Annotated in this window: 18 protein-coding genes, 1 tRNA gene and 1 pseudogene; 11 read left to right on the top strand and 9 right to left on the bottom strand. The window is 69.3% G+C overall.

All coding sequences use genetic code 11. The features are described from left to right. Together R3F55_20475 and R3F55_20470 are read right to left on the bottom strand one after the other, a co-directional pair. Positions 1-638: sugar phosphate isomerase/epimerase (locus R3F55_20475; GenBank protein ID MEZ5669766.1), on the bottom strand; the 638-nt coding region annotated here is incomplete at its 3' end. A gap of 114 nt (positions 639-752) precedes the next feature. After that, the gene (locus tag R3F55_20470; GenBank protein ID MEZ5669765.1) at positions 753-1763 is read right to left on the bottom strand and encodes a sterol desaturase family protein; all 1011 of its coding nucleotides are present in this window, start codon (positions 1761-1763) and stop codon (positions 753-755) included. 202 nt (positions 1764-1965) lie between these two features. Between R3F55_20470 and R3F55_20465 the strand changes: the two genes are divergently transcribed. From R3F55_20465 to R3F55_20430, 8 genes and pseudogenes are all read left to right on the top strand, one after another. After that, entirely contained in the window at positions 1966-3000 is a 1035-nt protein-coding gene (locus tag R3F55_20465; protein ID MEZ5669764.1) for a LacI family DNA-binding transcriptional regulator, read from the top strand. Continuing rightward, positions 2993-4003: a sterol desaturase family protein gene (locus R3F55_20460; protein MEZ5669763.1), complete on the top strand. Its 1011-nt coding sequence runs from the start codon at positions 2993-2995 to the stop codon at positions 4001-4003. Before R3F55_20465 ends, R3F55_20460 begins: the two co-directional genes overlap by 8 nt. A 118-nt stretch (positions 4004-4121) precedes the next feature. After that, entirely contained in the window at positions 4122-5120 is a 999-nt protein-coding gene (locus R3F55_20455; GenBank protein ID MEZ5669762.1) for a Gfo/Idh/MocA family oxidoreductase, read from the top strand. A 137-nt stretch (positions 5121-5257) separates the two neighbouring features. Further along, a complete protein-coding gene (locus tag R3F55_20450; GenBank protein ID MEZ5669761.1) occupies positions 5258-5878 on the top strand; it encodes a hypothetical protein in 621 nt (206 codons plus the stop codon). A 174-nt stretch (positions 5879-6052) separates the two neighbouring features. Next, positions 6053-7027: a sugar ABC transporter substrate-binding protein gene (locus tag R3F55_20445; protein MEZ5669760.1), complete on the top strand. Its 975-nt coding sequence runs from the start codon at positions 6053-6055 to the stop codon at positions 7025-7027. Positions 7028-7124: 97 nt separating this feature from the next. Then, positions 7125-7226 (top strand): annotated as a pseudogene (locus R3F55_20440) (sugar ABC transporter ATP-binding protein). A 35-nt stretch (positions 7227-7261) separates the two neighbouring features. Beyond that, a complete protein-coding gene (locus R3F55_20435) occupies positions 7262-7882 on the top strand; it encodes an ATP-binding cassette domain-containing protein (protein MEZ5669759.1) in 621 nt (206 codons plus the stop codon). Next, entirely contained in the window at positions 7879-8877 is a 999-nt protein-coding gene (locus tag R3F55_20430; GenBank protein ID MEZ5669758.1) for an ABC transporter permease, read from the top strand. Before R3F55_20435 ends, R3F55_20430 begins: the two co-directional genes overlap by 4 nt. 28 nt (positions 8878-8905) lie before the next feature. Here the strand turns inward: R3F55_20430 and R3F55_20425 are convergent, their stop codons facing one another. Further along, positions 8906-10279 (bottom strand): ATP-binding protein, encoded by a 1374-nt coding sequence (locus tag R3F55_20425; GenBank protein ID MEZ5669757.1) that lies wholly within the window; start codon positions 10277-10279, stop codon positions 8906-8908. Positions 10280-10716: 437 nt separating this feature from the next. Between R3F55_20425 and R3F55_20420 the strand changes: the two genes are divergently transcribed. Both R3F55_20420 and R3F55_20415 read left to right on the top strand, forming a co-directional pair. Further along, positions 10717-13146, top strand: coding sequence for an ATP-binding protein (locus R3F55_20420; protein MEZ5669756.1), 2430 nt, complete (start codon positions 10717-10719; stop codon positions 13144-13146). Then, positions 13130-13570 (top strand): response regulator, encoded by a 441-nt coding sequence (locus tag R3F55_20415; GenBank protein ID MEZ5669755.1) that lies wholly within the window; start codon positions 13130-13132, stop codon positions 13568-13570. The genes R3F55_20420 and R3F55_20415 overlap by 17 nt, the downstream gene beginning before the upstream one ends. A gap of 72 nt (positions 13571-13642) precedes the next feature. On the opposite strand, the gene R3F55_20410 is transcribed toward R3F55_20415, so the two are convergent. The 5 genes from R3F55_20410 to R3F55_20390 form a co-directional block, all read right to left on the bottom strand. After that, positions 13643-13906 carry a hypothetical protein gene (locus R3F55_20410; protein ID MEZ5669754.1) on the bottom strand — a complete coding sequence of 88 codons (264 nt, stop codon included), beginning with the start codon at positions 13904-13906 and terminating at the stop codon, positions 13643-13645. A gap of 78 nt (positions 13907-13984) precedes the next feature. After that, positions 13985-14779 carry a 3-methyl-2-oxobutanoate hydroxymethyltransferase gene (locus R3F55_20405; protein ID MEZ5669753.1) on the bottom strand — a complete coding sequence of 265 codons (795 nt, stop codon included), beginning with the start codon at positions 14777-14779 and terminating at the stop codon, positions 13985-13987. Between the two features lie 524 nt (positions 14780-15303). Further along, entirely contained in the window at positions 15304-16137 is an 834-nt protein-coding gene (locus tag R3F55_20400; GenBank protein MEZ5669752.1) for an NUDIX domain-containing protein, read from the bottom strand. After that, positions 16134-16820 carry an RlmE family RNA methyltransferase gene (locus R3F55_20395; protein ID MEZ5669751.1) on the bottom strand — a complete coding sequence of 229 codons (687 nt, stop codon included), beginning with the start codon at positions 16818-16820 and terminating at the stop codon, positions 16134-16136. The genes R3F55_20400 and R3F55_20395 overlap by 4 nt, the downstream gene beginning before the upstream one ends. Before the next feature lie 54 nt (positions 16821-16874). Beyond that, on the bottom strand, positions 16875-18002 hold the full coding sequence (locus R3F55_20390) for a Ppx/GppA phosphatase family protein (protein ID MEZ5669750.1): 1128 nt from the start codon (positions 18000-18002) through the stop codon (positions 16875-16877). 186 nt (positions 18003-18188) lie between these two features. Between R3F55_20390 and R3F55_20385 the strand changes: the two genes are divergently transcribed. Then, positions 18189-18262 (top strand) — tRNA-Gln (locus R3F55_20385). Between the two features lie 34 nt (positions 18263-18296). Here R3F55_20385 and R3F55_20380 read toward each other — a convergent pair. Next, positions 18297-21020 (bottom strand): PAS domain S-box protein, encoded by a 2724-nt coding sequence (locus R3F55_20380; GenBank protein ID MEZ5669749.1) that lies wholly within the window; start codon positions 21018-21020, stop codon positions 18297-18299. Positions 21021-21137: the final 117 nt, after the last annotated feature.

Below are 21137 nucleotides of genomic sequence, written 5' to 3'. Positions count from 1 at the left end.
GCATCGATGGCGACCAGCGGGTCGGCGCCCATCCACATCAGGTGGCTGGGGTCGAGGTTGGCGCCGACCACCGGGCCGACGGCCTCGCGCAGGCGCAGCAGCCCGGGCACGTTGTAGACCAGCTGGTTGCCGTGAATCTCCACCGCCAGCCGCGAGACGCCGTTGTCCTCGGCGCGGGCGACCAGGTCGCGCCAGTAGGGCACCAGCTTCTCGCTCCACTGCCAGGCGACGATCTCGCCGGTCTCCGGCGGCCAGGACGAGACGATCCAGTTCGGCGTGCGGTCGCCGGGCGCGCCCTCGGGCAGGCCGGACATCAGCACCACCTTGCCGACGCCGAGCAGGCCGGCGAGCCGGATTGTGTCGTGCAGCACCTGCGACTGGCGGGCGCCGTCGGTCGGGTGCAGCTGGTTGCCGTTGGCGTTGAGCGCGATCAGCTCCAGCCCCTGGGCGGCGATGGCGTCGAGGAAGCCGCGGCGGGCGCCGGCGTCGGCCAGCAGGCCGGCCAGATCCAGGTGCGGCGCCGAGGACCAGTTGCCAGCATTGACCTCGACGCCCTGCACGCCGAGCCGGGCGGCGGTGGCCAGCATGTCGTCGAACGGCAGGTGGGCGAGCGAGTCGGAAACGAGCCCGATCTTCATGGTGGGGTGGTCCTCAAGGGCGTTGCGATGGGTGGGTAAGAAGGCGGAAGCGGGGCCGAAGTCAATCGGCTCGATCGCGGCGGCAGGCGTCGGCCGGCACCGGCGATGCCGCCATCAGCTCCGGCCGGCGGCGGTCATCAGGCGCGCCCGCTTTTCCTGCATGCGCGCGTCCATCAGGGCGTCGCCGGCCTTGGTGCCGTCGTGCCAGCTGCCGCACCACTTATCCAGCGGGATGCCGCCGTCGGAGTAGTTCACCTCGAAATACTTGTGGTGGAGGTAGTGGGCGAAGGCGTGGGTCGGGATCGCCAGCCGGCCGACGACGATGCGGTCGAAGCCGATATGGCCGACCACGGCGCCGAAACCGGCCACATAGATGTGGAACAGCGCCAGCAGCGGGTGCGACGGCACCACCAGGTGGATCAGCGCGCCGGACCAGTAGAGCAGGTGCTCCACCGGGTGCATCGACAGGCTGGACCACGGGCTGGGATTGACCGAGTTGTGGTGCACCGCATGCACCCGGCGATAAAGCCACGGCGTGTGGATCAGCCGGTGGATGCAGAAGAAGTGCAGGTCGTGCAGCATCGGGATCAGCAGCGCGAACGCGACCAGCCAGACCGCGTTGTCCGACCAGCTCACCCAATTGCCCCAGCCGTTGGCGAACGCCCACAGGATTAGCACCTCATAGGCGGTCCAGATCGGCACGCCGAAGCCGAAGGTGCGGATCATGTTGTCGACGGTTTGGCTGCGGAACAGGAACACGTCGCTGCGGTTGTCGGCCGGCCAGCGCGCGTTGTAGCGGAACTGCCCGCCCTGCGCGCGGCGCAGGTACAGCGGCAGCTCGAACGCGCCGTAGAACAGCAGCACGGCGACCATGTTGCGGACCAGCAGCCACGCGATCCATCCGGCCGACAGCGTCTTCATGGTCGCGATGTCCGGCGTCAGCCAGAACCAGAAGGCGGCCGCGATGGCGAAGAACAGCGCGGCCCACGGCAGGACATAGTGCGGCAGCCATCTCAGGATGGCGAGCGGCCGCGGCGGGAACGCCAGCAGCGGCGCCGGGGCGATCGGGTCTTTCGGGCGCCAGTCGCCACGCTTGTCGCGAAGGCCATAGGCGAGGTCGTCGATGCTGCTCATGCGTACGCTCCGGCGGGCATCCGGCGGCTCCGCACGCGCGGCCGTGCCCCTTCGCACTCATTTTGCGCCTTGTTGCGCACGCTTCTATCGCGTATGACCGCAAATTGCGACATCACAGTTGCCTCATTATGAGGCGAAGCGGGCAGGCGGCGCGCGTGCCCGGCCCGCTGGCAGGTCAGGGAACAGGGCAGCCATGAACGAGGTCACCGAGCGCCAGCGCCGCGCGTCGATCAAGGAGATCGCGCGCGCCACCGGCTACTCGCGGGCGACGGTCGACCGGGCGCTGAACGGGCGCGGCCGGGTGCATCCCAGCACCCGACAGCAGATCCACGCGGCGTGCGCGCGCCTCGACGGCACCGGCGCCGCGGCCCAGTGCGCGTCGGCGCCGGTCGACATGGTGATGCAGGCCGGACGCGGCTTCGCCGACGAGGTGCTGCGCATCGTCGACGAGGACGGCCTGCCGGTGGCGCCGAACGACCTGTACCAGCAGGGCGAGGCAGCGGTCCATGCCGCGCTGGCCGCGGCCTGCGCCGACACGGCCCGGCCGCTGCTGGCCATCGTCAAGAACGACGCCGCCACGGTCAAGATCCTGTCCGCCGCCCGTCAGCGCGGCAAACGCGTGGTGGCGATGGTGTCGGACCTGGACCCGGCAGCGCGCGATGCCTTCGTCGGCATCGACGACCGGGCCGCCGGCCAGACGGCGGCCTTCCTGATCGGAAGCCTGCTGCGCGACCGCGACGCCCGTGTCGGCGTGGTCGTCGGCAGCGCCAGCTTCCGCTGCCACGAGGACCGCGAGATCGGCTTCCGCACCCAGCTGCGCAGCCAGGCGCCGCGGTTGGTGCTCAGCGATGTCGTCAAGGGCGACGATTCGCCGGAGAAGACCCGGCAGGCGGTGCGTGCGCTGCTCGACGCCGAGCCGGACATGGCCGCGATCTACAACGTCGCCGGCGGCAATGTCGGGCTGGCCCAGGCACTGCGCGAGGCCGGGCGGGCGGGCGACATCTTCGTGGTCGCCCACGAGACCAACCGCAACACCGTGCCGCTGGCGGAGCAGGGCGTGCTGCATTTCCTGCTCGGCCAGGACACGGCGCTGATGCTGGCGCGGGCGCTGGCGCTGTCCACCGCGCCGGCGCTGATCGCGGCCGAGACGATCTCGCACGTGCCGTGCGCGATCTTCACCCGGTTCAACGTGAAGACGGCGGCGACGGAAGGCCAAGGCGATGACTGATGCGACGATCGGCAAGCGCGACAAGCGTGGCGACTGGCGGCCGCCCTATCTGTTGAGGCTGCCGGCGCTGTTCGCCTGGCCGCCGCAGCCGCTGGGGGTGCTCAAGTGGCTGTTCGGCTTTCCCGGCTATCTGTGGCCGTGGAACGCGCTGTTCCTCGGCGTGGCGATGCTGTCGTGGTTCCTGCTGACGCCGAGCCTGGCCAGCATGCAGACGCTCGAGGTCGGCTGGATCGCGCTCATCCTCGCGCGCAATGCGGCGCTGACCGCGCTGATCGTCGGCGGCTGGCACACCTACTTCTACATCTTCAAGCGCCAGGGCACCGCTTACAAGTACACCAACCGGCCGCTGGCCACGGACAACGACGCCTTCCTGTTCCGCAACCAGGTCCGCGACAACATGTTCTGGACCTTTGCCAGCGGCGTCCCGATCTGGACCGCGTACGAGGTGCTGACACTGTGGTTCTATGCCAATGGCTGGATCCCGTTCGTCAACTGGGAGACCAACCCGGTCTGGTTCGTCGTGCTGCTGATGCTGATCCCGGCGATCCGCGAGATGCACTTCTACTGGATACACCGGCTGATCCACTGGGCTCCGCTGTACCGCACGGTGCATCACCTGCACCACCGCAACGTCAACATCGGCCCGTGGACCGGGCTTTCCATGCACCCGGTCGAGCACCTGCTGTACTTCTCCGGCGTGGCGCTGCACTGGGTGCTGGCCTCGCACCCGATCCACGCCCTGTTCCACATGCAGCATGCCGCCTTCTCGCCCTCGTCGGGGCATTGCGGCTTCGACCGGCTCTCGATCGGGCGCGGCGGCAAGGCGGTGATGATCGACAACTACTTCCACTATCTCCACCACCAGTATTTCGAGTGCAACTACTCGGGCGACGGCATGCCGGTGTTCGACAAGGTGTTCGGCACGTTCCACGACGGCTCGCCCGCCGCGCAGGAACGGATGAACGCCCGCTTCATCGCGCGCGCCCAGGCGATGGGGAAATAGGCCGGCCGCCGCCCCGCGCGGCGGGCATCGACCGGACGACGGGCGGGGCGTTATGGTTCGCGCGCCGGGCAGCGGCTCGCGAACCGGCACGACACATCAAGCCGAAGGGAAGAAGCGAATGAGCCTGGGTATCGGGGTGATCGGCGCCGGGGTGATGGGCGCGGACCACGTGCGCACCATCGCCAATCACGTGGCCGGCGCGCACGTCGTGGCGGTCTCCGACCGCGATCGCGCCCGGGCGGAGGCGGCCGCCGCCTCGGCGCCGGGGGCGCGGGCCGAGACCGAGGCGGAGGCGCTGATCGCGGCGGCGGACGTCGAGGCGGTGGTGGTCGCCTCCCCCGACGACACCCACAAGCCGTACACGCTGGCCTGCATCGCCGCGGGCAAGCCGGTGCTGTGCGAGAAGCCGCTGGCACCGACCGTGGCCGACTGCCTGCCGGTGATCGAGGCCGAGCAGGCGGCCGGGCGGCGGCTGGTGCAGGTCGGCTTCATGCGCCGATTCGACCCGGCCTATGTCGACATGAAACGCCGGTTCGGCGAGGGCGGCCTGGGGCCGGCCCTGCTGGTGCACTGCATCCACCGCAACCAGACCGCGCCGTCGTTCTTCACCGGGCTGATGTCGATCACCAATGCCACGGTGCACGAGTTCGACATCATGCGCTGGCTGCTGGGCGCGGAGATCGCCACCATCCAGGTCTGGACCGGGCGTGCCGGCCCGGCCGGCAGGGACGACCCGGTGCTGATCGTGATCGAGACCGATGCCGGCCAGCTGATCGATATCGAGTTCTTCGCCAACGCCGGCTACGGCTACGACATCCGCACCGAGATGGTGTGCAGGAACGGCACGCTGTCGATGGAGGCGCCGCACCGCAGCGAGCTGCGGCTGGCCGGCGCCCCGGCCTTCGATTTCGCCCAGGACTGGCGGCCACGCTTCGCCGATGCCTATCGCCTGCAGATGCAGGGTTTCGTCAACGCGATCGCCGGCGGCAAGCCGGTCGGCGCCAGCGCCTGGGACGGGCTGGTGGCCAGCGCGGTCGGGGATGCCGGCTGCAAGGCGCTGGAGCGCGGACAGGCGGTCAGGGTGGAGCTGCCGCCGCGCCCGGCGTTCTACGCCTGAGCGCCGGCCGGTCCTTCCGCCCGCGCGCACCGGCATGTGACCGATGCCACCGCGGCCGGTGCCGGTGCGCGCGAGCCTGGGCATTGGCCGGCGGCGGGTGTTCGCCGGCTTCATGCGCGCATGCGGGGGAGGACACGATGCCGTTTTTCAGCCCGGAATGGGTGACCGAGGCGCCGATCACGCAGGTCGGACCGGCCGCGATGGGCCTGCTGGTCAAACAGTTCAACGACAACCTGGCAGCATTCCGTGCCGATGGCATCGGCGATGACGACGTCGACCGCTGGAACCGGCGGATCGCGAACAGCACGTCCATCGCCAACGGCGCGCTCCGCGTCGCCGGCCGCGATGCGTCCGCGCTCAGCTACGTCTACAAGTTCATGGGGGTGCCGGTCGGCTTCCTCAGCCTGTCGGACCTGGAGCCAACCTACATCAACGACATCACCGCCCATCCCGGTGCCGCCAACGCCGGCGGCATCCTGCTGGAGTTCGCGGTCAATTTCTCGGCGCGGCGCGGCCATGGCGGCCGGATCGAGCTCTACTCGCTGAACGCCGAATCCTCCGCCTTCTACCTGGACCACGGGTTCACCCGCGACGATCCGACCGACACCGACGGCGGAAACATGGCGCTCGACCCGGCGAGCGCGCATGGACGCGGCTACTGGACCCGGGTCGGCGAGACATGGCGGCTGAGCCGCTATCTCGGCCAGAAGATCCTGAACATGAAGATGTCGAAGCCGCTGCCGAAGCCGCCACTCTGAGCCCGCCTGCCGCACGGTCGCGCTTGACGCATGCGGCGCTGAGGTGGAACGTTCCGGCAAAGGCCTACAGGCCGAAACGTTTCGGGCGCCTGCGCCACGGGACTTTCCCCTCTGGCGGCACCCGGAAAGGCGGGCTCGCCGTTGCGAGCCGCCTCAAAAAAGGGGAGGACGACCATGATCCGACGCGACTTTCTGTTGGCGGTCAGCGCCATCGGTGTGGCGAGTTCGCTCGCGGCCGCCGGCAATGCCCTGGCGCAGGATGCGCCGACCATCGCCGTGCTGCCGAAGACGATCATCGGCGACGTGTTCATGACCAACATGGCCAATTTCGCCCAGGCCAAGGGCGAGGAGCTGGGCGCCAATGTCGAGATCTTCGGGGTGGCGAGCCACAGCGCGGTCGAGGAACAGATCTCGATCATGGAGACGCTGATCTCGCGCAAGGTCGACGCGATCATCCTGGCGGCGGTCGACTCGCGCGGCCTGGCGCCGGCGGTGAACCGGGCGACCGAGGCCGGCATCCCGGTGATCCTGGCCGATTCCGGCGTCGAGGGCGCCAACTACGTGACGGTGGTGCAGACCGACAACATCCGCGCCTCCGGCCTTGCCGCCGACTATGCGGCGGCGCTGCTGAGCTACAAGGGCCAGGTCGCACAGCTGGAGGGCGAGACGTCGTCGGAGACCGCCCAGCTGCGCCGCGACGGCTTCCATGAGACCATCGCCAAGTACCCGGACATCGAGCTGGTCAGTTCGATCACCGGCCACTGGACCACGCCGGGCGGCGTGGAGGCGACCGAGGCGATCCTGCAGGCGAACCCGGACGTCGACCTGATCTTCGCGTCCAGCGACCTGATGGCGGTCGGCGCGTCCATCGTGCTGGAGCGGGCCGGGCGCGACGATGTGATCGTCGTCGGCTTCGACGGGATCGCGGAAGGCACCGACCTGATCATCGAGGGCAAGGCCGCCGGCGACGTGGCGCAGAATGCCCGCGGCATGGGCGAGCTGTCGGTCGAGATCGCGATGCAGATCATCAGCGGCGAGAAGTCGGCGGACGACTTCCCGCCGTTCATCGATTCCGGCATGACGCTGGTGCATCCGTGGAACGTGCACGCCTACCGCGAAGCGGCGCTCGGCATCGCGCGCCCCGAATAGGCCCATCCGCAAGCGGGGCGCCCGGCCGAACGGGCGCCCCATTTCTCGCAGGATCAGATCCTTGGACGCATTGGCAGACGATGCGCCGCTGGTGGAGATGCGCGGCATCTCCAAGTTCTTCGGCGGCGTTGCCGCGCTGCGGGCGGTCGACTTTGCCGTCCGCGGCAACGAAGTGGTGGCGCTGCTCGGCGACAACGGCGCCGGCAAATCCACGTTGATCAAGGCGCTGTCCGGGTGCAGCCGCCCGACGAGGGCGCGATCCTGCTCGACGGCCGTCCGGTCCACCTGGACACGCCGAAGGCGGCGAAGGCGGCCGGAATCGAGACCGTCTACCAGGACCTCGCGCTGTGCGACAACCTGGACGTGACCGCCAACCTGTTCCTCGGCCGCGAGTTGCGCCGCGGCCTGCTCGGCCCGCTCCTGGCGGTGTTCGACAAGGCGCGGATGAACCGCGACGCCCAGGCGCTATTCGACCGGCTCAATATCGAGATCCCGTCGCTGCGCACCGCGGTGCGGCATCTGTCCGGCGGCCAGCGCCAGTCGATCGCGATCGCCAAGGCGGTCTACGGCAAGGCGCGGGTGCTGATCATGGACGAGCCGACGGCGGCGCTCGGCGTGGTGCAGACCGAGAAGGTGCTGCGGCTGGTGCGCGACCTGTGCGCCTCCGGCATCGCCGTCATCTACATCAGCCACATCATGGAGGACGTGTTCAAGGTGGCCGACCGCATGGTCGTGCTGAAGAACGGGCGGCGCGTCGGCGAGCGGCTGGCCGGCGAGACCGACCGCGACGAAGTGGTGCGGATGATGATCACCGGCGTCGACGAACGCGCCCACGGCGGGGAGGCGGCCCGATGAGCGCCCCGGAGCGCAGGCCGGGCCAGGGCCGGGTGCTGGCCTGGCAGCTGATCGACAGGCTCGGCGCCATCGCCATCCTGATCGTGATCCTGATCGGCATGTCGATCGCCTATGCCGACTTCGTCACCGTCGACAACATGCTGACCATCGGCGTGCAGGCGACGACGCGGGCGATCCTGGCGATCGGCGTGACGCTGGTGATCATCTCCGGCGGCATCGACCTCAGCGTCGGCACCGGCATGTCGCTGTGCATGGTGGTGATGGGCGTGTTCAGCATCTACTGGGAACAGTCGATGGTGCTGGCCGGCGCGATGGCGCTCGCGACCGGGGCGGCGATCGGCCTGGTCAACGGCCTGATCATCACTTTCGGCGGCCTGCCGCCGTTCATCGCGACGCTCGGGATGCTCGGCATCGCCCAGGGGATCGCGCTGCTGCTCAGCGAGGGCTACTCGATGTACGGCTTCCCGGCCGAGTTCGAGTTCGTCGCCGGCGGCAGCGTGGCCGGCATTCCGCTGCCGCTGCTGATCCTGGCCGCGATCGGCCTGCTGATGCTCTACGTGTTCCAGCAGAGCCGGATCGGCCGCTACGCCTATGCCATCGGCGGCAGCGAGGAGGCGTCGCGGCGCAGCGGCATCGGCGTGACCGGCTACAAGATCGCCATCTACGTGACCTGCGGGCTGATGGTCGGCGCCTCGTCGATCGTGCTCGCCTCGCGGATCAACTCGGCCCATCCCGGCATCGGCTTCGGCTACGAGCTCGACGCCATCGCGGCGGCGGTGATCGGTGGCGCCAGCCTGCAGGGCGGTCGCGGCTCGGTCGGCGGCGCAATCATCGGCGCGATCATCATGGCGACGATCCGCTTCGGCTTGAACGTGCTCGGCATGTCGCCGTTCGTGCAGCAGATCGTGATCGGCGTGATCCTGATCGCCGCGGTCTATCTGGACACGCTGCGGGTGAAGCAGGAGGTGCGCCTCAGCCGGCTGCGCGCCCACTGACGGTGGGCGCCGCGCCTGTGGCGCCGGATCAGCCGCGCAGGGCCGCCGCGATCGTCTCGGCGTGTGCGCCGCCGATCGGTCCGGTGCCCGCCGACCGGAGGTCCTCGGGTCCGGGCAGGGTCGGCGTGGGGAGGGTGGGCCCGTGCTGGCGCGCCGCCTGCTCCGGCACTGCGGCCAGGCTGTCGCGCCCGTTCAGCGGGCGGCTGCCGCCGCGTTGCGCCGAGCGCGACGCCGGCAGCGTGAAGCGCACCGTGGAACCGACGCCGACCTCGCTCTGGATTGCGATCGCGCCGCCATGGATCTCGACGAACTGCTTCGTCAGCGCCAGGCCCAGGCCGGTGCCCTGCATCTCCGCCCGGCGATAGGCGTTCTCCAACTGGACATAGGCCGCGAAGGCGGCGCTGATCTGCTCCGGCGGCATGCCCCACCCGCTGTCGACCACGCTGACCACGGTCTCGCCGTCGGCACCGCGCGACAGCGCGACCCGGATCAGGCCGCCCTGGTCGATGAACTTGATCGCGTTCGAGACCAGGTTCAACAGCGCCTGCTTGATCAGCCGTCGGTCGGCGTCGATCCACAGGGCGGGCGAGTCCGCCTCGATCTTCAGGATCAGGCCTTTGCGCTCGACCTGCGGCGTCAGCATCTCGGCCAGGTCTTCGACGACACGGACCAGGTCGAAGCGCTGCTCGTGCAGCTCGACCCGGCCCTGCTCGGCCTTGGCGAGGTCGAGCAGGTCGTTGATCAACGTCAGCAGGTGCTGGCCGGACTCGCGGATGTTGCAGAGATACTCGCGCTGGCGCTCTGTGATCGCGCCGGAAACCTTTTCCAGCATCAGCATCTCGGAGAAGCCGAGCACGGAGTTGATCGGCGTGCGCAGCTCGTGGCTCATGTTGGCCAGGAAACGCGACTTCATCGCGCTGGCATGCTCCGCCGCCTCGCGCGCCTTGCGCATTTCAAGCTCCAGGCGCTTGCGGTCGAGGGCATAGCGGATGCTGCGCTCCAACGATTCCGTGCGCAGGCTGTTCTTGTCGAGATAGTCGTAAGCGCCCACCTGCATCGCGAGCAGGTCGTCGTTAGGGTTGTCCATGCCGGTCAGCACCACCAGCGGCGCCGGCCAGTCGAGCCGGCGCGCCTCGGCGAGCACTTCGAGCGCGGTGCCGTCGGGCAGGTGGAAATCGACCAGTGCGATATCGTGGCCGCGCCGGGCCATGGCGGCGACCGCCTCGGCGATGCTCGCCGCCCAGTCGACCTGCACCGCCAGCATGCGCGCGTCGGCCAGCAGGCGCTCGATAACCCGGCGGTCGCCGGGGTTGTCCTCGACCAGCAGCAGGCGCACCACGACGGCCGGGGCATCGCCCTGCCGCCGATGGCCCGCCTGTGCGGCGCCGCGGCTAGCGTTCACGGGGTGCGCTCCGGGGTGTCGTCACCGGCGGACCCGCGCCGTCCGCCGAAATCTCCAGTGCCGGTCGCCCTTCCGGTGTCGGTCGGGTCGTCGTCGTGAGCGGGAGAGGTCCTATCGTCATCCCGGCACCTTTCGGTATCGTCAGGCAATCAGCGCAGCAATATCGTTGGTCCGGCATGCGGCTGCGTGACTCAATCAATCGCCAGTCAAGCTAACGCTCATCTTCGTAAACGATTTGTTAACGCGGCGTCACGTTGTAGAGTCCGGAAGTTGCGATGTCGACCCCGGGTGAAGAGAATTGTCTTCAAGAGCATGTAAAATGCCACATGCATATGTATTGCGCATCGCTGACCTGGCGTTGATTTTGGACAACCTCGCTGCAAGTCCACCCGGCCGCACGGTCTCGGAGAATGCCGTGGAGCGGAGACTTCGCCATCATGGCTGACGCGGCCGAAAGCGTGCCGGTCGACGCCGGCGGCAATCCGATGCGGCGGGTCCCCGCAGCAGCGGTCATGGCCCTGGTCGGCGCCGTGCTGTGTTTCGGCGCGACCGCGGCCGGCGCGTTGTGGCTGCGCGAGGCGGGCGGTCAGCCGGCGATCTGGCCGGCGAGCGCCGTGCTGCTTGCCGCGTTGCTGCGCACGTCCGGTCGGCGGCGCGCGGCAGTCGCGATCGCCGGTGCAGCCGGCATGTTCGCGGCCGCCGTTGCGGCCGGCCTTGCCCCGGCGGCCGGGGCCGGGCTGACCGCGGCGCATCTTGCCGAAGCGCTGTTTGCCTTTGCCGGCCTGCGGCTGCTGGTACGCCATCCGGCGCGACTGGACACGATGGCCGACGCAGGCCGAATGGCCGGCGTCGCGGCGCTGCTCGCACCCTGCGTTGGCGCAAGCATTGCGGCCGCGGCTGCGACATGGACCGCCCCGGAGGCGGACTACTGGTCCGCCTGGGGTCAGTGGTGGGCGGCCGATGCGGTCGGCATGCTGATCGTGCTGCCGCTTGCGTGCTGGACCACGGCGGGAGAGCTAAGGGCATATCAAAGTGCGGCGCGTCTGGCGGAAACGCTGTTCACTCTGACCGCCGTCGCCGTCCTGCTGTGGCTGGTGCTGACGCATGGCGGCGCCCTGCTGTCCGTCCTCGTGTTGCCGGCGCTGGTGTGGTCCGCGCTGCGGATCGGCAGGCTGGGAGCAGCCGTTGCGGTGGTCGGCACCGTCGCCGCGGTGACCGGCATGACCGTCGGCGGCCTCGGCCCTCTTGCCGAGGCCGGGGCCGCGAGCATGGCCGACCGCATCCTCTATCTCCAGCTCGTCGCCGCTGCGGTCTGTGCACCGAAATACGTGATCGCGATGGTCGTCGCGTCTGCCGCCCGGACCAAGGAGGACCTGCAACGGACGGCGGCACAGGTCATGCGCCTGTATAACGAAACGCCGGTGATGCTGCAGTCGGTCGGTCCGGACGGTCGCTATCTTTCGGTCAGCGACTATTGGCTCGCCAAGATGGGCTACGACCGCGACGAGGTGATCGGCCGCTCGGCGTTCGACCTGATGACGCCGCACTCGCGCGAGCTGGCGCTGACCAGGTATTTCCCCGAGGCGCTGCGCACCGGCCGCGCCATGGACGTGCCGTACGAGTATGTGACCAAGTCGGGGCGGATCATGCCGGTGGAGCTGTCCTCGGCCTGGGACCGCAACCCCGACGGCTCGCTGTCCCGCTCGATGGCGGTGATGATCGACGTGTCGGAGCGGCAGGCGTGGGAACGTGCGCTGGAAGCGCAGCGCACGGAACTGGAGCTGATCTTCAACAGCGTGCCGGCCCGCATCTTCTACAAGGACGACCGCAATGTCGTGCTGCGGCAGAACCGTCTCGCGGCCCAGTCGACCGGTCGCCCGGACCTCGCCACGCCCTACGATGCCGGCGAGGCCTTTCCCGCCACCGCGGCCGTGCAGCACGAAGCCGACCTGGAGGTGATCCGGTCGGGCGAGCCCAAGCTGGGCGTTATCGAGGAATATCGCCGGGCGGACGGCGCCAGCGGCTGGGTCCGCACCGACCGGGTGCCCTATCGCGACCCGAACACCGGTGCGAGGCGCGTGCTGGTGGTTTCCACCGACGTGACCCAGCTGATCCAGGCCGAACGCGACCTCAAGGCGCAGGCGGACTCGCTCGCCCGCTCGAACCGCGACCTCGAACGCTTCGCCTATCTGGCGTCGCACGACCTGCAGGAGCCGTTGCGCATGGTGGCCAGCTTCACCGACCTGCTGGCCCGGGACTACGGCGATGCGCTCGACGATCGGGCGCGCGAGTATATCGGCTTCGCCAGCGACGGCGCGCGGCGGATGAGCGCGATGATCAAGGACTTGCTGACCTATTCCCGTGCCGCCTCCGGCGCCGCGGTGCACGATCCGGTGGATCTTGCCGAGGTCCTGGCGCTGGCGGAGCGCAACCTTGCGGTTGCGATCGAAGAGGCGCACGCCAGGGTTGAGGCGGAGCCGTTGCCGACCGTGCTCGGCAACGAGTCGCAACTTGTTTCGCTGTTCCAGAATGTGATAAGTAATGCGCTTAAGTACAGGAGCGAGGCCGCGCCGGTGGTGCGGGTCGACGCCAAGGCGGAAGGCGGTGTCTGGCACGTTGTCGTCAAGGACAACGGGATCGGGATCGATCCCAAGCACCATGAGCGCGTGTTCGACCTGTTCCGGCGTCTCCACCCGCGCGATGCCTATGAAGGCACCGGGCTGGGGCTGGCCATCTGCCGAAAAGTGGTGGAGGCCCATGGCGGAACGATCTGGATCGAATCCGCGTTGGGGACGGGCACGGAAGTGCATTTCACGTTGAGCGCGGGCGACGGCGTGCGGAGACAGGCAGATGGACCAGGGTCCTGAGGCGATCAGCATTCTTCTGGTTGAGGACAACCCCGGCGACGTGCTGCTGACGCGCGAGGCGCTGCGGCGCAGCGGGCTCAGCAACGTGCTGAGCGTGGTCGACGACGGCGACAAGGCGATCCGCTACCTGCGCCGCGCCGCCGGTTTCGAGCGTTCCAAGCGTCCGCAGCTGATCCTGCTCGACCTCAACCTGCCCGGCACCGACGGCCGCGAGGTGCTGCAGGAGATCAAGGCCGACGACGACCTGAAGACCATTCCCGTCGTGGTGATGACCAGTTCCGACGACGAGGCCGACGTCACCCGCAGCTACCAGGCCCATGCCAACTGCTATGTGACCAAGCCGCACGGCATGGACGGCTTCGACACCGTGCTGGCTTCGATCGAGCGCTTCTGGTTCCACACCGCCCGCCTGCCACGGCTGTAGGCGGCGCAGTCGGCCGCGGTCACGCTCGACCGCTTTGCGGACCGATCGATCCGCTTCTTGCCGGGGGTCGTATCAGACGGCCATCGGCGCCTCGGCCTCGGCCCCATCGATCACGCCCTGGAGGACCTGCGGCGCACCGGCGATGCGCAGCGTGACGTGGTCGAGCTCCTCCAGCTTCGCCGTCGGTTCGGGGCGCTGTCGCTCGCCGTCGGCGTATTCCGCCCGAAGTGCGGCGAGCCGGCTCTCGATCTGCTGCAGCATGTGCGCGTCGATCTGCGCCTGGCCCGAACCGGTGTGGAGCCAAACCGGCAACACCGCAACGGCCAAGATCCGCATGGCACCCGCCTGGTTGCGCCACGAGCCGGAACCGGCCGGTTCCGGCGCCGCGACGCGCGGCGCCGGACATTCGCAGCATCAGCGCGGCAGGCCCTTCATGAACGCCGCGAACTCGGCATCGTCGATCGGCACCAGATGCCCGTCCTCGGGATAGGCGCCCGACTCCACGTCTGCGATGAACTCCTTGAACGCGGCAACCCGCTCGCGCTGCAGTCGGTCGTATTCCGTGCGGAAGTCGCGATAGACCTTGGCATGGCGCGGGCGATGGCCGCGGGTGTAGCCCAGCACGTCCTCGGCGAACAGATATTGCGCGTCCGCGCCGGCGCCACCGCCCATGCCCAGCATCAGCATCCGGGTCCGCTTGGTGATCTCGTCGCCGACCCGGCCCGGCACCACCTCGAGCTCGGCCGCGAAGGCGCCGGCGTCCTCCAGCGCCTTGACGTCGCGGAACACCTTCAACGCGCTGTCGGCGGTCTTGCCGACCGCCTTGAAGCCGCCGGTCCAGGTGCGCCGCGACGGCACCAGCCCGACGTGGCTGACCACCGGTATCCCCTCGGCCGCCAGCTTCGCGATCGTAGTCAGGCTCGCGGCGCAATAGACGCAGTCGGCGCCGATGCCCATGGCGTCGAACGCCGCACGCATGTAGTCGTCGGCGGTGACCAGCTCGCCATAGAGCAGGCCGACCTGGACGAAGCAGTTGCCGGCCGCCTCGCGCATGCGCGGGGTCCAGATCGGGTCGATGATCGACAGCATGTCGATCCCCGCCTCGGCGGCGGCTTCCGCCTCCTCGACCTTGTCGACGAACAGCATCTTGATCTTCTGCCGGCCCTTCATCGCGAGCATGTCGGCCACGGTCTTGCGTGTCCGGTTCATCGGCGGCAGTTCGGTCATGGCCTTCGGTCGCATTTTTCCTCCCCTTGAGCCCGTTTGCGGGCGTGCGAGACGCCGGGCGCGAGGCCGTCCACGCGGACGGCGCTCGGCCCTAGCTGACAGCAAGATGCGACCGGGTTCAATCGGCACGCGCGCCGGCCCGGCCGCAAGCGGGACCCGATGTGGCTTCCGTAGCCGCCGTCAGATGCCGTGACGGGCACCGACAAGCGCGATCCGCTGTCGGGACGCCGGGTCTGCGAAGGAGAGCGTGCGGAGGAAATGGGGTCCGGCTGCCTCGGCTAGCCGCTTCGTCGCATGCGCCGCGGCAGGGTTGAACCGGGTGTACGGGCGCCCTTCTTGGGTCCCGTACACCCGGCGGAGGACGCGGAAAATGCAGCAAATCCGCGTCGCCTGGGGCGCACCCGGCGTGCCGGTGCGCAAACCGATGACCGGCCAAGCCGGCCGATCATGACCAATTTCGACTGCAATTGTGGCACAAAGAGCGTGAACCGAACCTTTCCGGCGCGTCAACCGGCGAGCAGCCGCGCGACGGTCTGGTCCGGGAACACCGCACCGGTATCGGTGCCGGACGCAACGGCGCGCGCGCCGAGCGCCAGCCAGGCCAGCACATGCAGGCGCGCCGTCGGCACCCAGTCCTCTTCCGGGCCCGACAGCGCCTCGGCCAGGGCCTCGGCGTCGAAGGCGGACAGCGCGCCCTCCTGGGTCGGCGCCGCGCGGTCGAGGTCGTCGGCCGCCACATCGAGACCAAGCTGGACATAGCCGGTGAAGCCGACGCGGAGCTGGCCGGCGATCACCGCAGGCACCGCGCCGCCGCAGTCGACGGCGATGCCGGTTTCCTCGACGAACTCGCGCGCGATGGTGGCGCGAAGATCGGCATCGCCGCAGGCACCGCCGACGGGCGGCTGGAAGGCACCGCCGACGATGTCGAGGCAGCCGGGATAGGTCGAGACCCAGCGGCTGCGGCGCTGCAGCAGCACCCGTCCGCGGGCGCGGCAGACGGCGAGGGCGCCGCCGCTGAGGATCGGCGGCCACGCGCCGGTCTCGCGGATGGCGCAGACGGTGGCGAAATCGATCACCGAATAGTCGGCATGGGCGGTGAGGTCGCCGGTGGCGCGCAGCATCGCGTGCGGCTCGTTCGGCCGGCCTTCCGCCGCCAGCCGGTCGAGCCAGCGCAGACGCGATTCCGCGATCGGCCCGGACAGCGGCGCCGGCCCCACCTCACGCGGCTCCGGCGGGTCGTCCACCTGCGCGACCAGCACCGCGCGGCCGCTGAAGCGCCGGTTGACCGCGGCGATGAACGCGTCGTCGAGCCGCCGCGCCGAGGACGTGGCGCCGGTCACGTCTCCGCGTCCGCCGCCCGCCGATAGCCGGTCGCGACCACGTACATCTCGGCCGAATCCGACCGGCTGGCCGGCGGCTTCGCATGCTTGACCCGGGCGAAACGGTGCTTCATCTGCGCCAGCAGCTCCGCCTGGGTGCCGCCCTGCAGCACCTTGGCGACGAAGCTGCCGCCGGGCGCCAGCATCGAAAGCGCGCAGTCCAGCGCCGCCTCGACCAGCGCCATCGTGCGCAGGTGATCGGTCTGCGCGTGCCCGGTCGCGCTCGAGGCCATGTCGCTCAACACCACGTCGGGCGCCCGGCCCAGCGCTGCGCGCGCGGCCTGCTCGGTCGCCTGCTCCGTGATGTCGGCCTGGATGAACACGACGTCGGGCAGGGGATCCATCGGCCGGATGTCGACGGCAACCACCTTGCCGGACGGGCCGACCCGTTCCGCCGCGACCTGCGACCAGCCGCCCGGCGCGGCTCCGAGATCGAGCACCGCCATGCCCGGCTTCAGGATATGGAACTTGTCGTCGATCTCGATCAGTTTGAACGCGGCGCGCGAACGCAAGCCGCGGCGCTTGGCCTCGGCGACATAGGGGTCGTTCAGCTGGCGTTGCAGCCAGCGCACCGACGAGATCTTGCGGCCGCGCGCGGTCTTGACCCGTACGGACAGGTCGCGGCGGTTGACGCTGCGGGGCATGGGCGGGTTCCGGACGATCAAGGTGCGGGCCCTGGCCCGCCGTCGCGCCCAGTCTTACGCGGCCGGCATCAGCCGGTGCAAGATTCCTTCGCGCAGGCCGCGGTCGGCCACCCGCAGGTTGCCGACCGGCCAGCTGCGGCAGATCGCTTCCAGGATGGCGCAGCCGGCGACCACGAGGTCGGCGCGGTCCTGGCCGATGCAGGGCTGGGCGGCGCGGCCGGCATAGTCGAGTTCCAGCAGGCGGCCGGTGACGGCGCGGGCGTCGGTGAACGCCAGATAGGTGCCGTCGACCCGGCGGCGGTCGTAGCGCCTGAGGCCGAGCCGCAGGCCGGCAAGCGTGGTGACGGTGCCGGAGGTGCCGATCATCTGCACCGCGTCGTCGCCGATGTGGCGGCCGATGCCGTTCTGCCGCTCGAACGGCTCCAGCGCGTCGGCGACCGCGCCGACCATCTCCTCGAACACACCGTCGGTGATGCGGTCGCCGCCGAACGTCTCGGCCAATGTGACGACGCCGGTCGGCACCGACAGCGTGGCCAGGATGTGCGGTTCCGCGCCGGGCTCGGTCGGCACCGCGATCCAGATCACCTCGGTCGAGCCGCCGCCGATGTCGAAGATGACGGCATAGGGCACGTTGCGGTCGAGCAGCTCGCAGCAACCGGTGACCGCCAGCGCCGCTTCCTCCTGTACGTCGATGATGGTGAGATCGAGCCCGGTCTCCGCCCGCGCGCGATCGAGGAACTCCTCGCAATTCGCCGCCCGTCGGCAGGCCTCGGTGGCAACTGCCTGCTGGCCGGCGATGTTGTACTGGCTGACCTTGCGCGCGCAGATGCCGAGCGCGCGGATGGCGCGGTCCATCGCCGGCTGCGACAGCACGCCGTTCTGCTGCAGGCCCTCGCCCAGCCGCACGATGCGCGAGAAGGCGTCGATGACCCGGAAACGCTGGCCGCCGGGCCGGGCCGACAGCGGCTCGGCCACCAGCAGGCGGCAGTTGTTGGTGCCGAGGTCGATGGCGGCATAGGCCATGCCGTCGCCACGGGCGCCACGGCTGCGGCCCCGTGCCGCCGGTCGCCGCGCCGGCGGATCGGGCTGGCGCGCAAAGGCCCCGGCAGACTGGCCACCGGGCGGACCGGCCTGGGGGCTCGGCGCCCGGCCCGACATCAGGCCCTCGCTCCTCATCGTCATCCGCTCCTTCCCCCAGGGGAGCAGCATGCCCGCAACAGCCCCGCCTTCGCCAGCCAAAAAGAGTTGACCGACGCGCCCGGCGGGGGCCGTGCCATCGCCGATCAAGGGGATTGCCCGGGCGGGAGCACCATGCTAACACCCCCGCCCATCGCCCGCGCCGCCAGGCGCCGGGGCGCATCCCCATGCTGGGGGATAGTTTAACGGTAGAACGAGCGGCTCTGACCCGCTTAGTCCTGGTTCGAATCCAGGTCCCCCAGCCAATCTGCCGGCATTGCAGCTACAGAGCGGCGCAGGCTATGCGCGGACGTGGGCGGCACTGCGGGAAATTTCGAGCTGGTTGCGCACGGCCTGCGCCAACCGCTCCGGCTTGACCGGCTTCTGCAGGAATTGCGCCGCCGCGCCGGCCTTTCCGTCGGCCCGATCGCCGCTGGCGGCCGAGTAGCCCGATATCAGGATCACGCGGGTGTCGGGCCGCGTCTCGCGGATCATCTCCGCCAGTTCGAGGCCGCCCATCGACGGCATCACCACGTCGGAGATGACGAGGTCGATGGCGCCGTCGTGCTCTTCGTCCACCTCCAGCGCTTCGAAGCCGTTGCCCGCTGTCAGCACGTTGTAGCCGAGATCGGTCAGTGTCTCGCGCGTCAGCTCGAGCAGATCGGCGTCGTCCTCGACCAGCAGGATCGTCTCGCCCTTGCCCTTCAGTTCCGCCGATGCGGCCAGCTCGCTCTGCTCCGGTCGCGCGCGGCTGAACGGCAGGTAGATGACGAATGTGCTGCCGTGCCCGACGGCGCTGTCGACGCCGACCGTGCCGCCCGACTGATGCGCAAAGCCGTAGACCATCGACAGGCCGAGGCCGGTGCCCTTGCCGGTGCCCTTGGTGGTGAAGAACGGCTCGAAGATGTGGGCCAGCGTGTCCTGTGGGATGCCATGGCCGCGGTCGCGGACCTCCACGGCGACATAGGGGCCTTCCTTGGGCAGGCCCTGTGGCCAGGCGCCACCGTCGTCGCCGAAGCTGACGGCGCGCGCGGCGATTGTGATCTCGCCGCCCTTGGGCATCGCGTCGCGGGCATTGAGAACCAGGTTCAGCACGGCATTGCCGAATTCGCCCGGGTCGGTTTCGACAAACAGGGCTTCGTCGGCGATATCCAGCCGCAGCGAGTACAGTTCGCCGAGCGAGCGCGTCAGCAGATGGCTGGTTCGCTGGAGTTCCTCGTCGGCGCGGAACACCTTCTTCTCGATCAGCTGGCGCCGGCTGAACGACAGCAGCTGGCGTGTCAGGTTGGCGGCCTTGTCGGCCGCCGTCAGCACATGCTCGAGCGCCGCGCTGGCCTTTTCCTCGTCGGCGAGGTGCTTCTGCGCCATGCGGGCATAGCCCTCGACCACCATCAGCAGGTTGTTGAAGTCGTGCGCGATGCCGCCGGTGAGCTGGCCGACGGCATCCATCTTCTGCACCTGGCGCAGCTGCTCTTCCGCCTTTCGCCGCTCGGTCAGGTCCGTCAGATAAGCGGTGATGACGTGATGCGAGCCGTTGTTGTTGGCGTGGACCGCGATGGCAACCGGGAACTCGGATCCGTCCTTGCGCATCGCCTCGGTCTCGAAGAAGCGCCGCAGACCGCCGGTGCGGCCGGAGCGGACATAGGCCGCATGCGCGTTGCGGTGCATCTGTCGAGAGCGCTCGGGCACGATCAGGTCCGGCATGGATTGCCCGATCGCCTCGCTGCGGCTGTAGCCGAATGTGCGCTCGGCCGCGGCGTTCCATTCGATGACCTTGCCCTCGATGTCGATCGAGACGATGGAGTCCACGGCGGACTGCAGGATGGTCGACTTCAACGCCTCGCTGTCGCGCAGCTGCCGTTCGGCCAGCTTGCGCGCGGTGATTTCGGTGTGGATGCCGACGATGCCGCCTTCGCGCGTCCGGTGGTTGCTGACCAGCACCCAACGGCCGTCGGCCAGCTGCTGCTCCAACGGTTCCGCGCCGAGCCAGCGCAGTTGCTGCCGAGCCGGCGACTGCGCGCCGTCGCCTTGCGGTGCGGAGACGCCGACGTCGGTCGCGCCGATGGTGGAGGCCAGCTCCTGCAGGCTCGCCCCGGGCACGAGGCTTTGCGCCAGATCGGGGTAGAGCTGGCGGAAGGTGGTGTTGCAGATCACCAGCCGCTCGTCCGCGTCGAACAGGACGAAGCCTTCCGAGATGCTTTCGATCGCGTCGGTCAGCCGGCCCTGTGCCTCCTTCATCGACCGGTTCGCTTCGACCAGCGCGGTCGTGCGCTCGGCAACCCGCTGTTCCAGCCGGTGGTGCGCGACGAGCAGCGCCTGTTCGGCCTGACGACGGTGGGTGACATCCAGCACGATCGCGCCGACGCCGGTGATCGCGTCGGACTCGTTGTGGATCGGGAATTTGATCGCCTGGAATACGTGCGGCGCATCGCCGACGGTCCGGCTGTATTCCTGTTCGACGACCTCGCCGGTGCGCAGAACCTGCATGTCGTGCGCGTGGGCGATCGCGGCGTTCTCGGGAACCGGCGCCATGCCCTGGATTTGCTGGGTCGTGGTTCCCCACAGCCGCTCGATATAGTGATTGACCTGGACGTACCGGCCTTCGGCGTCCTTGACGATGATGCCCATCGGCGCGTGATCGAAGATCGCCGACAGCCTCGCCTGGCTCTCGCGCAGCGCGGTTTCGCTGCTGGCGCTCGGTGATGTCCTGGATGAAGCCGATGGACCGCTCGAGCCTGCCCTGGCGTCGTTGATCGCGCTGGCCGTGGCGTGAACCTGGCGAACCTCGCCGTCGGGCCGGACCAGCCGGTACTTGATGTCGAAGCCGCAACCGGTTGCGGACTGGTGGAGATACGCCGCGGCGACCCGGTCCCGGTCGGCCGGATGCACCGACTGCAGCGAGCCTTCGCGGGATGCGTTCTGGGCGATGAATTTCGCTTGGGTCACGCCGAAGATGCGCGCCAGTCCGGGCGAACAGTAGGTACAAGCGCAGCAGCGGCTCGTTCCATTCGAAGAAGCCCGCATTGGCCAGCACCTCGGCTTCCTCGAACAGGCTGGCCGCGCGCCAGATTTCCGCCTGGCGGTCGGCCTCGACCGACGCCTTGCGTTGCTGGATCAGCGCGAGGTCGTCCAGCGACACCA

The organism is Alphaproteobacteria bacterium (assembly GCA_041396705.1).
In the GTDB taxonomy this organism is placed as follows: Bacteria; Pseudomonadota; Alphaproteobacteria; order CALKHQ01; family CALKHQ01; genus CALKHQ01.
This window is presented reverse-complemented; position numbering and strand designations above follow the sequence as displayed.

Excerpts from the sequence above, each read along its gene's own strand:
- R3F55_20420 (MEZ5669756.1), top strand. The coding sequence starts at position 10,717 with ATGGCTGACGCGGCCGAAAGCGTGCCGGTCGACGCCGGCGGCAATCCG.
- R3F55_20415 (MEZ5669755.1), top strand. The coding sequence starts at position 13,130 with ATGGACCAGGGTCCTGAGGCGATCAGCATTCTTCTGGTTGAGGACAAC.
- R3F55_20380 (MEZ5669749.1), bottom strand. The coding sequence starts at position 21,020 with ATGCGGGCTTCTTCGAATGGAACGAGCCGCTGCTGCGCTTGTACCTAC.
- R3F55_20455 (MEZ5669762.1), top strand. The coding sequence starts at position 4,122 with ATGAGCCTGGGTATCGGGGTGATCGGCGCCGGGGTGATGGGCGCGGAC.
- R3F55_20410 (MEZ5669754.1), bottom strand. The coding sequence starts at position 13,906 with ATGCGGATCTTGGCCGTTGCGGTGTTGCCGGTTTGGCTCCACACCGGT.
- R3F55_20450 (MEZ5669761.1), top strand. The coding sequence starts at position 5,258 with ATGCCGTTTTTCAGCCCGGAATGGGTGACCGAGGCGCCGATCACGCAG.
- R3F55_20465 (MEZ5669764.1), top strand. The coding sequence starts at position 1,966 with ATGAACGAGGTCACCGAGCGCCAGCGCCGCGCGTCGATCAAGGAGATC.
- R3F55_20430 (MEZ5669758.1), top strand. The coding sequence starts at position 7,879 with ATGAGCGCCCCGGAGCGCAGGCCGGGCCAGGGCCGGGTGCTGGCCTGG.
- R3F55_20405 (MEZ5669753.1), bottom strand. The coding sequence starts at position 14,779 with ATGAACCGGACACGCAAGACCGTGGCCGACATGCTCGCGATGAAGGGC.
- R3F55_20395 (MEZ5669751.1), bottom strand. The coding sequence starts at position 16,820 with ATGCCCCGCAGCGTCAACCGCCGCGACCTGTCCGTACGGGTCAAGACC.
- R3F55_20460 (MEZ5669763.1), top strand. The coding sequence starts at position 2,993 with ATGACTGATGCGACGATCGGCAAGCGCGACAAGCGTGGCGACTGGCGG.
- R3F55_20445 (MEZ5669760.1), top strand. The coding sequence starts at position 6,053 with ATGATCCGACGCGACTTTCTGTTGGCGGTCAGCGCCATCGGTGTGGCG.
- R3F55_20390 (MEZ5669750.1), bottom strand. The coding sequence starts at position 18,002 with ATGACGATGAGGAGCGAGGGCCTGATGTCGGGCCGGGCGCCGAGCCCC.